The following is a 15,686-nucleotide window of genomic DNA, read 5'->3' as shown; positions in this document are numbered from 1 at the left end:
AGCTGGCACCCTACCTGATAATAATTATCAGGTATTAACCCTCATCTTTGTCCTCAGGCACAGGAGAGATAAATTCGCCATTCTTGATAGAAGGATCATTATCCACGTACTCGCCTGTCTCGTAGTCATAGCCCACAGCGTGGCCTTCCTCGTCCGTGCGCGCGTACCAATCGGTCACCTCTGCTGCAGTGGAGTTAAAGTGCGCGCCCGTTGCATAGTCCCCCTCCGTCGGTTCAATGGACAAGGCAAAATTATCGCCATAATCGCGCACGCCACGCACAATCGCATTAGAAACCGCCTCATCCTCGTAGAAGTGACGGATAGAGATTGGATCATGGCGCAGCTCGCGCACCAGCGCGATACACATAAGCACAATGATGACCGCAAATGGCAGAGAGGTAATCGTAATAAGATTCTGCAGGCCCTGCAGCGCATTGCGTCCGCCAGCGAGCAAAATGACCACGGCGATGCCGGCCATGCACACCACCCAAAAGACGGTAACAATAGGGTTTGGCTTGGGGTTACCCCGCTGCGTGAGCTGCGAGTTCACAATGGATGCGGAGTCCGCCGTGGTAATGAAGAAGACAACCAGCATGAGAATGACAATGGGTGCCATCCACTCCGCACCTGGGAAATGGTCCAGGACCTTAAAGAAGATATCTTCTGCCGCCGGCATAGAGTCAATAGTGCCGTCCGGGGCGATATCGCCATCGCGGCGCTGCAGCCAAATGGTGGTGCCACCAAGAATGGTAAAGGCAGCAACAATGATGGCCGATGGAATAAGCAGCACGCCAAGCACGAATTGGCGGATGGTACGCCCGCGCGAAATCTTGGCTACGAAAACACCCACAAACGGTGACCACGATACCCACCAAGCCCAGTAGAAGGTGGTCCATGAGGAGAGGAATGCCACCATATCTTCGCCCTCGCCCATATTGGCAGAGAGCATCTGCGGCATTTCATCGAGATACTCAATCACCACTGCCGGCAACATGTTGATCAAGAAAGCGGTGGGACCTACCACGAAGAAGAACAGCGCCAGCGCAAGCGCTAGCACCAGGTTGATATTTGAGAGCCAACGAATGCCCTTAGCCACGCCCGAAACGGCCGAAAAAATCGTGCCGATAGACAGCACCACGATAATGATCAGCGCCGCAGTATTGCCGGTGGTGGACCAGCCGCTAACCAATTCCACGCCGCGGCCGATCTGCAGCGCACCAATGCCCAAGGTCGCGGCGGTACCAAAGAGCGTGGCAATAATGGCCAGGCCGTCGATGATGCGCGCCGGCAGGGAATCCGTAGAACGATTGCCAAAAAGCGGCATCAAAATGGAACTCATCAGGGGAACGCGGCCGCGGCGGAAAGACACATAGGCCACGCACAAGCCCACGATGGCATAGATTGCCCAAGCATTAAATCCCCAGTGCATTGCGGCCTGAGCCATTGCCCCAAGCACGGCTTTATCGCTAGCTGCCTCGTACGCGCCTGGCCGCGGCGAAAGGTAGTAGCTCAGCGGTTCGAAGGGGCCGAAGAAAATAATGCCGATACCAATGCCAGCACCAAAGAGCATCGCAGCCCAGCTCACCGTGGAAAACTCTGGCTTCTCCCCATCGAGCCCCAGTGGAATCTTTCCGTACTTGGAAAAGGCCAAGATGAGGAGCAAAAACATCAGGAACGTAGCCAAGGCAGTAAAAATCCAACCCAAGTTGCGCATTACCCAATCCAGCGCGGCCGAAGAGGCATCAAAGACTTGCTCGGGCGCAACCACACCCCAAATGACGAAGGCCATGACCAGGCCGCCGACCGCCACAAGGATCGGCTTATCCACTCCATATTTAACCTTCTGATCCTCAATGGAAACGCCCGGCACCAGCGCAGGGTGGATATTATGCGGGTACATAATGTCTTTGAGAATGCGCTTGGCGTTACGGGTGCGTTTTTTACTTTCTTCCGAGCTATTTACCCCGCGCACAGGGCGGGATGAAGAAGACGGTGAAGAAGAGATGGTTCTACTCCTATTCTATTTTCAGGCGTCACTTTGAAAGAGCTGTCTACACATTAATAAAAACTCGCTGGATATAAAGCTGGCATCAGCCTTACCCCCATATGCGTAAAATAGGTCCAGCATTGTTTACCGGCCTTAAACCTTGGGAGTGACTTTCTATGGCGCTTTACCCGCTCGCGACTAGTTACTTCGGCGTGGAGCATGTCGCAGTCCTTGAGCACCCCGTGCTGGGCACCGCGTTGAGCATCCCCGGCGTGGCCGAGCACGCAGCGCTTGTCGATGTCTCCCTAGAGCCCGATACCTACACCAACGGCTGGCGCATCCGCTCAGACTTCGGCTTTTTAGGTTTTTTGGATGAGGTAGAAGCCGCGGAATATCCCGCCCTAGAGCGTTTGAAAAACTCGTTTTCCCAGCCACAGACTAGTGCCACAGTGGAAGTAGTAGACGGCAAGGTGGAGGTTGCCGTGTCCCTCGGCTTGTGGCCGTGGATGGTTCCGGTCAATGACCAGCCCCAAGGAACCGCGCTGCTAGCCGGTGGACGAGGCGTGCTTATCGACGTCGCCGCCGGCGACATTTCCTCCCCCCAGCTTCAGTGCATGGGTACGCAACAATTCTTCGTTACCCTGGAAGACCTTTCCGGCACGGCTGTAGCTACCTGCGACGATATGGTTCTCGGCCCCTGCGGCGATATCGCCTCGCTGCCTGGTCTGCGTGCCGCATTCGAGGCTGCTAGTGCCTCCGGAGCGGGGCTGTCCGCCCGTGCCTACACGAGCCACGGCATGCTTGCAGTCGATATCCCCGCTGATACGGCCACCACCGAGGAAATCTTCTCCCCCGCCGTCCCACCATTGCGCGTGCCTGCTCCCCAACCTGCAATTCCTGCCGCCGCACCTGCATCCATGCCCACACAGCCCGAAGTCTGGGATCACACAGTATCCGGCGAGACCATCGTCACTGCACTTCCCACGGGCTCGCGTCGTCCGCAAGGACCGCACGCGCAGCCAGCCGCACCCGCTGCGCCTTCCCAGACGGCTTCGCCACAACAAACTGCTCACTCGGCCACGCCGCCTAAAGCCAGCGCCAAGCTTGCAGAATTGGTCTCCTCTGTCCCAGGCGAGCAGAGTTTTAGTTGGCGCGTGCTCCCGGTAGCCGAGGAACCAGGCCGTTATTCTTCCGAATCCGCGCGCGTGCGGGCTCGGCGCGTAGCACGCGAGACTTCCCACCACCGCGGAGGAAACCACCGCAAATAGCTACCGGCCCCGCCAAAGTGTCCTTGCTAGCGCAAGGTTCTGCAGCCTCCCTCCCCGCGGCGAGTAATCCGCTGGGCATCTAAATATTCCAGGAGCGGAATGGCTACCCGTCGCGTCGTCCCCAAGGCCCGGCGGGCAGCAGAAAGCGTGAAGGGCTGTTCCAGCTCGGCCAAGTACCGACGCGCTTCCTCTGGTGCCGAGGGCAAAAGCACGATGCTGTGCTGAAGACGCAACAGGCGCCCGGCGCGCTCAGCGGCAGCAAGCGACTTGGTACCCAGACCCAGCTCCGCTAAATCATCTGCCTCTGGTGCCGCAAAGGGTGACGCTTTAAGTCTCTTCTCGATAACAGCAATGCCCTGCTCAGCCGCGCCGAGATCCACCCGTTGCCCAGGCAGACGAAGCACTCCCTCACTGCTTTCTGCCTTCGCAGCGGCGATCGCAAGCCCTAGCAATCCTTCGTCGCGCATGCCGAGGGCATCCATGGCCGCCTTGCGAGGCATTCCCGGTGCCAAGGGATATGCGGCAGCGTGGGCATGCAGAGCATCGTTGAGTGCTTCCTTCCACCGTGTTACCTGGGAAGCGGCTATCCACCACTCACGGAAGGCAATGATGCCTGCGGGTGGCGCGGCAGTATCGAAGCCATCGCGGGCGAGGTCATCTAAGCGGGCGTAGCCGACGCGCCGCAGATAGGATGCAGGATCCCTAAATGACTCCTGCGCGCTGAGTTCTTCTGCGCGACGGCGGGCGGCACCGCGACGGTTAAGTTCCGGCGGGCGAAGATCTACTGCTTCTACCCCGGCGACGACGTGGCGACCGCCGGGGCTGCGGACGACGAAGCGGTCGAGGAGCTGAAGGGGCAGCGGATGAGCCAAGCTAAGGCGCGCGAACTCGGGCGAAAGGGGCCGCAAGTGGCCCTCTACCCCGGCGGTGCCGGTATGGACGACGAGGTTATCCGGCAGCCCATCGAGCTCGGCGCCAAAGGTGCGGCGAATATCGAGGTGCTCCACCAGTCGCCATGCGCCTGGGCTCAGCACTACGTCGCCGCGATGAATCTCGGCGGCATCTACTCCCCGCAGGTTGACGGCCGCGCGGGTGACAGGGCCAAGGGATTCCTGTGCGCGATTCTCGCTGTGCAGTCCCCGAATCTCCACCGTCTTTTCGCCCTCAGCTGTCACCACCTGCAGGCTATCGCCTACGCGCAAGCTGCCCGCGGCGAGTGTTCCGGTGACCACGGTGCCCGCTCCCTTTACGCTAAACGCACGGTCGACCCACAGGCGCACTGGAGCCTTAGGATCGGGAGCAGGTACCTCGGCTAGCACATCATCCAGCGCCCGCAGCAGCTCTGCAATGCCTTCGCCGGTGGGGGCGGAGACGGGGATAATGGGGGCGTCGGCAAGCGGGGTATCTGCCAGCTCCGCACGGATCTCGGCGGTGCGATCTACGGTGGCGCGGTCGCTGCGGGTAAGAGCGATAATGCCATGCTCTACGCCCAGTGCCCGCAAGGCATCGCGATGATCGGTGGACTGGGCTTGCCACCCCTCATCAGCTGCCACCACGAAAAGGACCACTGGGGCTGGGCCCACGCCGGCAAGCATATTGCCCAAGAATTTTTCATGGCCGGGCACGTCCACGAAAGCCACATCTGCACCAGAGGGCAAGGTGGTCCAGGCAAATCCTAGGTCAATGGTGAGCCCGCGGCGCTTCTCTTCTTCCCACCGGTCCGGGTCCATCTCCGTAAGTGCGCGCACCAAGGTGGACTTGCCATGGTCTACATGGCCGGCGGTAGCAACGACGTACACCTAGCCCACCGCCTTAATCGCGGCAATGACCACGGCGTCTTGGTCTGCGGGAACGCAGCGTATATCCACTAAGCAGTTGCCCTGATGCACCCGGGCTACCACCGGTGGTTCGTGGTGGCGAAGCGCGTCCGCAAAGTGTTCTGGCAGGCTAACTGCATAACCGGGTAGCGGGTATTCGGGCGCCCCGCCACCGCCTACGCGGCCATCGTGGGGCACTACGCGCGCACCGACTGCCTCCGCTATCGCTTCCGTGCGCGCGCGATGGGTCTCCCTGTCCAGATGCAATGCATCTTGCACCGCATTCGAAGGCGTGGAAATGGCAGCCTCCAAGGCGTTGAGGCGCAGCTTGTCTATACGCACGGCGCGCGCAAGTGGGTGCTTTTTCACCGCAGCAATCGCCTCCTTGGTACCGAGCAAAATTCCTGCCTGCGGGCCGCCGAGTAGCTTATCGCCGGAGGCAATGACGATATCGGCGCCGGCGCGCAGCTGGGCCTGAATATCTGGTTCCTCTGGCAGCGCGGGATCATGATTTAGTAAACCAGAACCCAGGTCCACAATGAGCCGCGTATGGTGCTGCGCTGCTAGGCGGTGCAGCTCATCCACGCCGACTGCGGAGGTAAAGCCCTCAATGCGGAAGTTAGAAGGGTGCACCTTCAAAATGGCGCCGGTATTTTCCCCCAGCGCGCGCTCATAATCGGCCAGATGCGTGCGATTAGTCGCGCCGACTTCCTTGAGGCGCGTGGCCGTAGACTCGATGAGCTCCGGCAAACGAAAGCCCGCACCGATCTCAATAAGTTCGCCGCGCGAAATGATGACGTCTTTGCCCGGGGCGAGTGCGGCAGTGGCCAAGAGCAAGGCACTGGCGCCGTTATTGACCACGAGGGCATCTTCTGCACCGGGACAGGCCGCAAGCAGCGCAGCCGTGGCGCCAGCTCCGCGGTTTTTCGAGCGCTTGCCAGAATCAAGGTCCATTTCCACGTCGGTATAAGAGGCGGCGTCATGAAGGGCCTCTACTGCGGCTCCCGGAAGAGGGGCGCGCCCTAAGTTGGTATGGATGATGACGCCGGAGGCGTTGATGACCGGCCGCAGGGAATGCACCCTCTGCTGCCCCAGGCGTTGCGCAATTTCTGTGGGGATATCGTTGATAGGCAGCTCGCCGCGGCGTGCTTGGGCAACTGTGCGCTGAACAATTGCACGAATGGTGTGCTCGGCAAGGCGCTGTCGCGCGGTTTCTACTTCTGGCAGCTGGAGCAGCTCATCCATGCGGGGAATATTCCGACGGGGATCGGGGCTGGCTGCAGGGGTGGGCGTGGGCACTGTGGCATTCCTCCTTGCGCGCGAATGGCGGAGACGGACAGGAATCGAACCTGCCAGACCGAGATGCTCGGCCTCACCGGTTTTGAAGACCGGGGCGCCCACCAGGACACGTACGCCTCCGTGTGCTCACCTTACACGCGCATTCCCCGGCGCCAATACACCTGTCATCCCTACGTCCACCAAGCCCCTCGAAGGCGAAACCTCGGCGCCCTCTGTCCTATCGCCACACGCCGCCGCAAGCGGGTTCCCGCCCTAGCTTTGCAGCCAGATACTCTCTGGAGATGAGTAAAATGGCGCTATGACCGAAGAAATTAAGCTCACCTCTTTCGCCGCAGGCGGCGGTTGCGCCTGCAAGATTCCCGCTGGCCAGCTTGAGTCTGCCGTCGAGGGCCTGATAGGCAAGGCCGACCCTAATGTACTGGTGGGCCTAGATGATGGCGATGATGCTGCGGCAGTCAAAATCCAGGATGGTCTAGCAGTTATTTCCACCGCGGATTTTTTCACCCCGATGCTCAATGACCCCTACGATTGGGGGCGAGTGGCTGCGGCCAACGCGCTTTCTGATGTCTATGCCATGGGCGGCACCCCCGTTACCGCCATCAACCTCGTAGGCTGGCCCAATGAAAAGCTCGGACTGGACGTACTACGCGAGGTCCTGCGCGGCGGCATGGACGTAGCCACCGAAGCCGGCATCTCTGTTACCGGCGGCCATTCCATTACCGCCCCTGAACCACTCTATGGCATGGCCGCCACCGGTATCGTCGCGCCCGAAAAGCTCATGCGCAACGACGCCGCCGAGCCCGGCCTGCCCATTACCCTCACCAAGCCCATCGGCGTAGGCATCCTCAACAATAAACACAAGGCCACCGGCGAGGTATCCCAAGCCGCAGTCGATTCCATGACCACCTTGAATCGCGAGGCCGCCCGTGCCGCGGTGGAGGCAGGCGTGCGTGCGGCCACCGATGTCACCGGCTTCGGCCTGCTCGGCCACCTTTATAAGATGTGCCGCGCCTCTGGCATCGCCGCGGAGCTCGACTTTTCCGCCGTGCCCACCATCGACGGCGCGAAGGAGGCCTTGGCGGAAGGATTCATCCCCGGTGGCTCCCGCCGCAACCTCGACTGGGTACGCCCACACCTGGAAACCTCCTTGAGCGAGGAAGAGCTGGTGCTGCTTGCCGACGCCCAAACTTCCGGCGGACTCCTCCTCATCGGCGAGGTCCCCGGCTACCCCGTCATCGGCCACACCACCGAGCGCACGGGCGATGCTTATATCAAGGCCTAAATTTTCTCCTCCCCAGCGCCCCTAGCCGCGCTGGGGTTGATGGGGTGTGCAACCGAGGGGGCATCGCCAAGCGCATGCTCCCCTCCCATTCGGGTCCACCGACCGGCACTTTTATTGCTCCGCAGCCGAGCAACAACGCAGGGAAGATATCGGCGCGGAACTCGCTCCCGCCCTACAGGAGGTGGACTAGTCCGAGCTCACCACATCGTGGTCGAGACCCTGCTCGCGCCGGCGCTTTTCCGCCCGGCGCTTTTGCGGGCCGATGGTAGTCTCCGGATTTTTCACTGCTTCTAGGCCGGCGTTGAGCACACCAAAGCGGGTGCACGCCGATCCTGCCAATAGCGATAGCCCCGCGGCCACCGATACCGCGCGGGACTTTGTGGCCGCAGCCAGCATGCTTCCCACGCCACCGGCCGCAATGAGGCATTCCGAAGCCTTCATCAGCGTGCCCGGCTTTCCCTCGTGCAGAGCCTGGCGCGGCTCCGGCTCCATGCCTTCTTCCAAGACCTTGGTCGCCGCTAGATCGCTGGCCGCGGCGGCCATGCCCGACACGCGGGCAGGACCTGCGTGCTCGACCGGGGTGGTCACCATAGCCATTCCTGATGACGCCGCCGCTGCCGAGGAAACAAAGACATACGGCAGGTGCTTTTTCATGTCATTCCACACCGGATTCGAGGTATTCGACAGCAATACCGCGGTATATCCCGCCAGCGGACCGCCGAGCACTCCCGCGACTGCGCCTGCCGGTCCAGCAGCTTTCTGCAGCGCCGTGCGCACGAACTTAGGCAGGGGCAGCTTATGTCCAGTCGCTGCATCCACTTCCGCTGCGGCCGGCAGCGCGGCCGCGCTCGCGAAGCCCGACAGGATCCACGATCCCAGAGACATCGGCGAGGTCACCTTGAAGACGCGGAACATATTCAGCGCGCGCTCCGGGCGGCCCAAATCCAGAATCAAAAAGACTGATCCCGCGGCCGCCGCGCCAAAGGCAGAAAGGCGGGTGGTACGACGCAGCGGTGCATTGCCCACGGCCTGTGCGCCGGCGGCCAAAAGCCCTGATCCGCCACTGACGCCGCCCAAGAAGAGATACGCACCGATTGGCCATTCCCACGGCGGCGCCTTAACCACTGGCCGGCCGTAGTAGGACGAGAACTCGAAATCCTGCGCCATGCGCTCTTCTTTGGAACCATCCTGCGCGCCCGCGCCTGGGCGCTTGCGCTTCTTTTTAGGCTTGGTGCCATCAAATTTCCGGTAGCGGTTACGACGCTCCGGCTGCGGCGGGCGGTACTCATCAAAGTTGCTCATTTACGTCCCCCAATCAGGAAGGAACCGGCCACGGCCAGCGCCATACCGCCGATAGCCTTCACTGCGGTCTTATACATCTGCGGCAAATCCGCCGTCGGCACGCGTGGATCAGGCGGAAGCCCATAGACCTCTGGCGAATCCAAAAGCAAGAAGATGGATCCGGTTCCACCGACACCATCGTCTTGATTAGCACCATAAAGCCGGGCCTCGGTAATCCCCTGCTCGTGCAGTACCCGCACGCGTTCCTTGGCGGCTGCCACCATCTCCTCATAAGGGCCAAACTGGATGGAATCGGTCGGGCAGGTCTTAGAACACGCTGGCTGCTCGCCCTGCTTCAAGCGGTCATAGCACATAGTGCACTTCTGGGCCACGCCCAAGTTCTTGATCGGCATCGCCTCGCCCGGTGTATGGTCCGGGCCTTGCGGGGCAAGCTGCTTGAGCTTTTTCAACACGTTGACGCCAGCATGGGAATTATCGACGTAATCCACCGTGGCGGTCTTGTCATATTTCAGCGCCACACCGCCATCATCGCGGCGTTCAATGACACCGAACGGGCAACCGGCTACGCATGTCCCGCAGCCATTGCACACGTCATCTTGCACTACCACAGTGCCAAATTCGGTGCGAAACAGTGCGCCGGTAGGACAGACATCAAGGCAACCTGCATGCGTGCAGTGCTTGCAGACATCCGAGGACATCAGCCACCGGAAGGTATCGGTATCTGGCGGAGTGGTATCAACTTCTTGCGGCTGCGCCCCGACCGAAGGCATGCCCAAAGAAATGAGCTTCTTTCCCTCCTCGCGGGCGTGCTCGATACGGTCATTATTTTGTTCCACGAAGGCCACGTGCCGCCAAGTATTAGCGCCCAGCGCACCGGTGTTGTCATAGGAATCGCCGGTGACGTCATAGCCTTCTACCGGATTGCGGTTCCACTCCTTGCACGCCACCTCGCAGGCCTTACAACCAATACAAATGGAGGTATCGGTAAAAAAGGCCATGCGGCGGTACTTATCGTAGCCGTGCCGGCTCGCGTTCTCGGTCAGTAGATTTGTCATTTACTTACCTTCTTCGCTTTCCTCGCCCTTCTCGCCTGGCGTGTCCGCATCCACGGGCTGCTGCGGCTCTGGGTTATAAGTGAAGGAATCATCCACAGTGAGCAGATCATTACCGGAATCCAGATTCAGGTGCGCACGCTTCTGGTACTCCTTGAGCATCTCCACACGGGCCTCACCACGAGGACGACGCCCCGGCTGGATATCGCAGGCGCCAATCTTGGAATTCTGAATGAATACGTTCGGCTCCAGCGTGAGGCCCAGCAAATCATTGGCACCATCGCCAGCTACGGCTGTGGAATCGGACTCGCCATAGTGATACGGCAAACCGATTTGGTGGAACTCCTCACCATTGATCTTCATCATCTGCATGCGGTCAGTGACCAAGACCTGCGCCTCAATCACGCCGCGAGGCGAGACGATCGTGGCCCACTGACCATTTTCTAGCCCACGCTTTTCTGCCAAGGCCTTATCAACCTCGCAGAATAGGCCTGGCTGCAGTTCCGCCAGATACGGCAAACGGCGTGACATCGCACCCGAGGTATACATCTCCGTGAGGCGATACGTAGAAAAGACGAACGGGAAAACCTCCGCGCCCGGCTCGCCCGGCTCTGGACGCGACAGGTTATCTGGACGCTTAATAGTCAGACGCGTCGGCGACTGCTGCTGCTTGTACAGCACATTGTGTACCGGGGACTCGTGCGGCTCATAGTGGGTGGGCAAAGGGCCGTCGGAAAGCCCGGTCGGCGCAAAGAGCCAACCGCGGCCATCAGCCTGCATGATGAAGGCATCGGTGCCATCGAGGGCGTCCGGCCCCACGGCGTCGACCGGAGCCTTGTAGTCAGGGGCCTTAGTAACCGGGAAGTCCGGCACGTCATCGCCAACCCACTTTCCTTTGTCAGCATCCCACCACACATACTTCTTGCGCTCCGACCACGGAGTGCCATCCGGCTTCGCCGAAGCGCGGTTGTAGAGCAGGCGGCGGTTTGCCGGCCACACCCAGCCCCACTCCGGAGCAACCTCATTTTGCTCCGAACCAGGAACCTTGCGGGCGGACTGATTAATACCATCCTTAAACACGCCAGTGTAGATCCAGCAGCCACCCGAGGTGCTGCCATCATTTTTCATCTCCACGAAGGCAGGCAAAAGCTCGCCCTTCTTCGGGCCCTCAAGGTAATAACCATTGATCTCCTTGAGGACGTCCTCAGAATTCGGCTCACCTTCCTCGGTTTCCACATAATCCCACGTGACCTTCTGCAAAGGCAGATCTCGCGGATCAGTGGAATCGCGCAGACGCTCCTTAACCTTCTTGCCCAACTGGTAGAAGAACCACAGGTCACTCTTGGCATCACCTGGCGGCGGTGCCGCCTGGAAACGCCATTGCAACATGCGCTGGGTTTGGGTGAAGGTACCGGCCTTTTCCACGTGGGTTGCCGCCGGCATCAAGAAAACCTCGGTACCGATATCTTCGGTCTTGAGCTCGCCGTTTTTAATCTCCGGCGAATCCTTCCAGAACGAGGCAGTCTCAATCTCCTGGAAATCGCGCACAACCAGCCACTTTAGCGCCGCCAAACCACGGCGCTGCATGCCGCCATTAGACTGCGCCACTGCCGGATTCTGGCCGAAGACAAAATAGCCTTCCACCTGCTCATCCAGCATTGCCATGAGCGTTTCATAGGTCGAATGCGCACCAGAAATACGCGGCATGAGGTCATAACCCCACCCGTTTTCCTTGGTCGCTGCATCGCCCCAGTAGGACTTCATCAGCGAGACCGCATAGTTCTCTCCGATCTGCCAGAAGCCCTTCTGCGACTCATTGCGGATGCCATCTACATACTCAGGCCAGCTTTGCTTGTCGACGCCCGGCATAGGCAAATACCCCGGCAGCGAATGGAACAGCGTCGGAATATCGGTAGACCCCTGAATAGACGCGTGTCCACGCAACGCCATAATGCCCGAGCCTGGTCGGCCCACATTACCGGTCAGCAGCTGCAAAATTGCCGCGGTACGAATGAACTGCGCACCCAGAGTGTGCTGAGTAAAGCCCAAAGCATAAGCAAAGCACGTGGTGCGATCCGGCGTGGAATTCTGCGCAATCGACTCCGCAAGGTAGTAAAAGTCCTCTTGCGCAATACCGCAGGTCTCCTCCACTATCTCAGGCGTATAGCGTGCGTAATGGCGCTTGAGAATCTGGAAAACCGAATTGGGATGCTCCAGCGATTCATCGCGTTCCACATTCCACGACGCACCCTCGGGCTTCTGCACGTACTGCCACGAATCCGTGACGTATTTTCCGGTCTCTGGGTCATAGCCAGAGAACAAACCATCTAGATCCTCGGTGTCTTGGTAGTCCTCCGAGATAATCATCGGCGCATTGGTATACGCCACCACATAGTCATGGAAGTACAGCTCATTTTCCAGCAGATAATTAATCACTGCACCCAATAGCACTACATCCGTGCCGCCGCGAATACCAATATGGCGATTCGCAAACGCGGACGTACGCGTATAGCGCGGATCCACGTGAATGATGCGTGCCCCACGCTTTTTGGCCTCTACTACCCACTGGAATCCCACTGGGTGGCACTCGGCCATATTAGAACCCTCAATGACGATGCAGTCCGCATTCGCCATATCCTGCAGCGGTTGGGTTGCGCCGCCGCGGCCAAACGAAGTTCCTAGACTAGGAACGGTGGCGGAGTGTCATATGCGCGCCTGGTTCTCAAGCTGTATCGCACCGGCCGCGGTAAACAGCTTCTTAATGAGGTAATTTTCCTCATTATCCAAGGTCGCACCGCCCAAACCGGCGATGCCCATCGTGCGATTGAGGGTGCGGCCCTCATCGTCGACATCCTGCCAACCGTTGCGACGCGCCTCCAAGAAACGATCCGCAATCATCTCCATCGCGGTATCTTCATCAAGGTCCTGCCACTGCGAAGAATAAGGCGCGCGATATTTAATCTTGGTCAGGCGCGTAGCGGAGTTAATGAGCTGCTCCGACGCAGATCCCTTCGGGCACAATCGCCCACGAGAAATGGGCGAATCCGGATCACCCTCTACCTGGATGACACGGTCATCTTTGACATACACGCGCTGCGAGCAACCGACCGCGCAGTACGGGCACACTGACTGCACCACGCGGTCCGCTTCCACGGTGCGTCCATGTTTATCCTTGCTCTTTTGAGACTGCGTATTGACGTCCCTGCCAAAGGGATCGCCGCTGCGCAGCTGGCGCACAACCGGCCAGTTGAGAGGGCTAAAGCGAGACATATCCATAAATCTATATTTCGCTGGTTCAAAAAGCCACAAAGGCTACCCTAACTAGCCTGCACCGCCCAGAGTGCCTGCTTTATCCCCTCGACTATCTCAGCTAGCGCCATCATGGGCTTATCCGCTTTGTTCTGCTCCTGAATATAGGGAACATGCACAAATCCCGCGCGCACTTCCGTCCCCGCGAAGTGATGCAGGAGACCATACAGGAGCTGATTGCACACGAAAGTCCCCGCCGTATTCGACACCCGCGCCGGACAATCATCCATCGCCGCGACCATTTCCTTTACCGGTAGCGTGGAAAAATACGCCGCTGGGCCACCCTCCACGACCGGTACATCCACTGGCTGATAACCCGCGTTATCAGGAATCTCGGCATCCATCACATTAATGGCGACTCGCTCCGGGGTGATATGTTTCCGGCCGCCTGCCTGTCCCAAGCACACAATTGCATCGACTGATGATTCCTCTGCGAGTGCAATTACTCGGCGCAGGGATTCCCCAAACTTGGTCGGAATCACCGTCTTGACAAGCTCCGCTCCCCCAACCTCCTCTGGTAATAGCTCCAGCGCTTGTTCTGTAGGGTTAATGCTTTCTCCGCCGAAGGCGTCAAATGCAGTCACGAGGATTTTCATGCCGCCAGTATTCCAGAAATCGCAGCCCCTCCTCGCTCTGCACCTCGCGCTCCGCCCTTCCCCCCTCCGCCCTTCGCGCTCACCAGCAGCGTAAAGGTGATGCTTCCACCCCGCTCTGGTGAGCGCCGAGGGCGCACACCGCAATTCCTCCTCCCCCTCGCGCTCAGTGGGAAAAGAACCCCAGGTATTAAGAAGCCACCCGGTGAGCGCGAAGGATGAGGTCGCAGCCACGGGAGAATCCCCACGTCTTGTGCCTAAAGACGTCGAAGGAATAAACTGAGCGAAGTTGAAGTTGAACAGGACAGTATCTGAAAACTAGTCCGATCTGTCCATTTTTATTTTCAAAGGAACCTTTATGTCTCAACAGGAATCTCCGCGCTCTAGGCTCCCAGGCTGGGCCACAGGATTCGGCGCGCAAGTTATTGCCGGCCTTATCATCGGCCTCATCTTGGGTTTCATCGCCTCCGGCATGGATACCGACCCAGACAATCCCGGTTGGTTGACCACCCTGCTCACGGGAGTCGGTAGCGCCTACGTCCAGCTGCTCAAGGTGATGATCCCGCCGCTGATCTTCGCCGCTGTTGTTACCTCTGTCGCCAATTTGCGCAAGGTAGCTAACGCTGCTTCCCTGGCGATTTCCACACTGGTGTGGTTCGCCATTACCGCATTCTTCTCTGTCTTGATGGGCATTTTCGTTGCCGTCATTATGAAGCCGGGCGTCGGCACGAGCGTCGATGCCGCCACTGCACAGGATCCTTCCCACGTCGGCTCGTGGACCGCGTTCTTTGAGCAGCTTCTGCCGCAGAACTTCGTAGGCCTTTCTGCCTCGCTTTCCGACGGCGAAGTATCCCTCAGCTTTGGCGCGCTACAACTGCTTGTCATTTCCCTGGCCATCGGTATCGCCGCGGTCAAGACCGGCAAGTCCGCCGAGCCATTCCTGCACTTTACCGAGTCCTTCCTCAAGGTCATCCAGGTCATCTTGTGGTGGATCATCCGCCTTGCACCGATTGGCACCGCCGCCCTTATCGGTAAGGCAGTAGCAACCTACGGCTGGGACGCCTTGGGCTCGCTGGGCAAGTTTGTGCTGGCCATGTACGTGGGCCTTGGTCTGGTTTTTGTCGTGGTCTACCCCGCCGTACTGAAGTTCAACAAGATTCCAGTCATGGGCTTTTATAAGCGCGTTTGGCCGGTCACCTCGCTGGGCTTTGTTACCCGTTCTTCCATGGGTGTCATGCCAGCTACCGAGCGCTTTAGCGAAAAGGCCATGGGTGTTCCTTCTGAATACGCTTCCTTTGCCGTTCCGCTAGGAGCGACCACCAAGATGGACGGCTGCGCCTCCGTATACCCGGCCATCGCAGCCATCTTTGTTGCCCAGTTCTACGACATTAACCTCGACTTCACCCAATACCTGCTCATCATCTTTGTTTCCGTCATTGGTTCCGCTGCTACCGCAGGCACCACAGGCGCAACGGTTATGCTCACGCTGACGCTATCTACACTTGGCCTTCCGCTGGCTGGTGTCGGTCTCCTGCTGGCCATTGAGCCGATTATTGACATGGGACGCACTGCACTCAACGTCACCGGACAGGTACTGTGCGCCACCGTCGTTGCTAAACGTGCCGGCATCCAAGACAAGGCAACCTGGGACGCAGCAGAAAGCGGCGTCAAAGACATTATGGATTCTGACTCGGCCGCAGCCATCGGTGCCAAGGCTTAAATAAGCCCTCAAACATAATAAACGCCCGCAAGGAAAACCTTGCGGGCGTTTAGCTAT

Annotated in this window: 10 protein-coding genes and 1 tRNA gene; 3 read left to right on the top strand and 8 right to left on the bottom strand. The window is 59.3% G+C overall.

Annotated features, from left to right (window positions below):
• Positions 1-34: 34 nt before the first annotated feature.
• Positions 35-1,972 carry a BCCT family transporter gene (locus tag QP904_RS05850; RefSeq protein ID WP_200287796.1) on the bottom strand — a complete coding sequence of 646 codons (1,938 nt, stop codon included), beginning with the start codon at positions 1,970-1,972 and terminating at the stop codon, positions 35-37.
• A gap of 191 nt (positions 1,973-2,163) precedes the next feature.
• Between QP904_RS05850 and QP904_RS05845 the strand changes: the two genes are divergently transcribed.
• The gene (locus tag QP904_RS05845) at positions 2,164-3,255 is read left to right on the top strand and encodes a hypothetical protein (RefSeq protein ID WP_284835700.1); all 1,092 of its coding nucleotides are present in this window, start codon (positions 2,164-2,166) and stop codon (positions 3,253-3,255) included.
• 26 nt (positions 3,256-3,281) lie between these two features.
• On the opposite strand, the gene selB is transcribed toward QP904_RS05845, so the two are convergent.
• From selB to QP904_RS05830, 3 genes are all read right to left on the bottom strand, one after another.
• Positions 3,282-5,054 carry a selenocysteine-specific translation elongation factor gene (selB, locus tag QP904_RS05840; protein ID WP_284835699.1) on the bottom strand — a complete coding sequence of 591 codons (1,773 nt, stop codon included), beginning with the start codon at positions 5,052-5,054 and terminating at the stop codon, positions 3,282-3,284.
• Entirely contained in the window at positions 5,055-6,317 is a 1,263-nt protein-coding gene (selA, locus tag QP904_RS05835) for an L-seryl-tRNA(Sec) selenium transferase (RefSeq protein WP_051138347.1), read from the bottom strand. It lies immediately after the preceding gene.
• 79 nt (positions 6,318-6,396) lie between these two features.
• Positions 6,397-6,491, bottom strand: a tRNA-Sec gene (locus QP904_RS05830).
• A gap of 178 nt (positions 6,492-6,669) precedes the next feature.
• Here QP904_RS05830 and selD point away from each other — a divergent pair.
• On the top strand, positions 6,670-7,653 hold the full coding sequence (selD, locus tag QP904_RS05825; protein WP_023021862.1) for a selenide, water dikinase SelD: 984 nt from the start codon (positions 6,670-6,672) through the stop codon (positions 7,651-7,653).
• Positions 7,654-7,839: 186 nt separating this feature from the next.
• Here the strand turns inward: selD and nrfD are convergent, their stop codons facing one another.
• Genes nrfD through pcp form a run of 4 tightly spaced genes read right to left on the bottom strand, consistent with a single transcriptional unit; the run spans position 7,840 to position 13,912 of the window.
• Complete coding sequence (gene nrfD / locus QP904_RS05820; RefSeq protein ID WP_259824407.1) at positions 7,840-8,955, bottom strand: NrfD/PsrC family molybdoenzyme membrane anchor subunit; 1,116 nt, start codon at positions 8,953-8,955, stop codon at positions 7,840-7,842.
• The gene (locus QP904_RS05815; RefSeq protein ID WP_023021864.1) at positions 8,952-10,010 is read right to left on the bottom strand and encodes a 4Fe-4S dicluster domain-containing protein; all 1,059 of its coding nucleotides are present in this window, start codon (positions 10,008-10,010) and stop codon (positions 8,952-8,954) included. Before QP904_RS05815 ends, nrfD begins: the two co-directional genes overlap by 4 nt.
• A complete protein-coding gene (gene fdnG / locus QP904_RS05810) occupies positions 10,011-13,277 on the bottom strand; it encodes a formate dehydrogenase-N subunit alpha (RefSeq protein ID WP_232212583.1) in 3,267 nt (1,088 codons plus the stop codon).
• A 47-nt stretch (positions 13,278-13,324) separates the two neighbouring features.
• On the bottom strand, positions 13,325-13,912 hold the full coding sequence (gene pcp / locus QP904_RS05805; RefSeq protein WP_200287811.1) for a pyroglutamyl-peptidase I: 588 nt from the start codon (positions 13,910-13,912) through the stop codon (positions 13,325-13,327).
• Positions 13,913-14,267: 355 nt separating this feature from the next.
• Between pcp and QP904_RS05800 the strand changes: the two genes are divergently transcribed.
• Complete coding sequence (locus QP904_RS05800; RefSeq protein WP_284835698.1) at positions 14,268-15,629, top strand: dicarboxylate/amino acid:cation symporter; 1,362 nt, start codon at positions 14,268-14,270, stop codon at positions 15,627-15,629.
• The last annotated feature ends 57 nt before the right edge of the window (positions 15,630-15,686 follow it).

Source organism: Corynebacterium nasorum, assembly GCF_030229765.1.
Lineage (GTDB): Bacteria > Actinomycetota > Actinomycetes > Mycobacteriales > Mycobacteriaceae > Corynebacterium > Corynebacterium kefirresidentii.
This window is presented reverse-complemented; position numbering and strand designations above follow the sequence as displayed.